Origin of the sequence: Pantoea sp. SIMBA_079, from assembly GCF_046940275.1 — a bacterium.
Classification (GTDB): domain Bacteria; phylum Pseudomonadota; class Gammaproteobacteria; order Enterobacterales; family Enterobacteriaceae; genus Pantoea; species Pantoea borealis.
Genome location: NZ_JAWRYR010000598.1, coordinates 1 through 255 on the forward strand (window position 1 = coordinate 1; position 255 = coordinate 255).

The 255-nt window shown below is 38.8% G+C and carries 1 protein-coding gene; it reads right to left on the reverse strand.

Features of this window, described 5'->3' with window-relative positions:
* Positions 1-255 (reverse strand): hypothetical protein (locus SB719_RS21330; RefSeq protein ID WP_412159914.1); only part of this gene is annotated, 255 nt, incomplete at both ends.

Genomic DNA, 255 nt, shown 5'->3' on the forward strand with positions numbered 1-255 from the left:
ATATGAGTTTTAATAATATTTCAATCCACGCATCCATGAAGGATGCGACAAAGGTGGAAACAAAATGCAAACAGTAATCGTAAATTTCAATCCACGCATCCATGAAGGATGCGACCTTCTCCTTCCAAGCAATCAACAAACTTACAATTAATATTTCAATCCACGCATCCATGAAGGATGCGACTTTGACCACTTGTACGTAAGTAAAGACTTTGCATTTCAATCCACGCATCCATGAAGGATGCGACTCTCTAT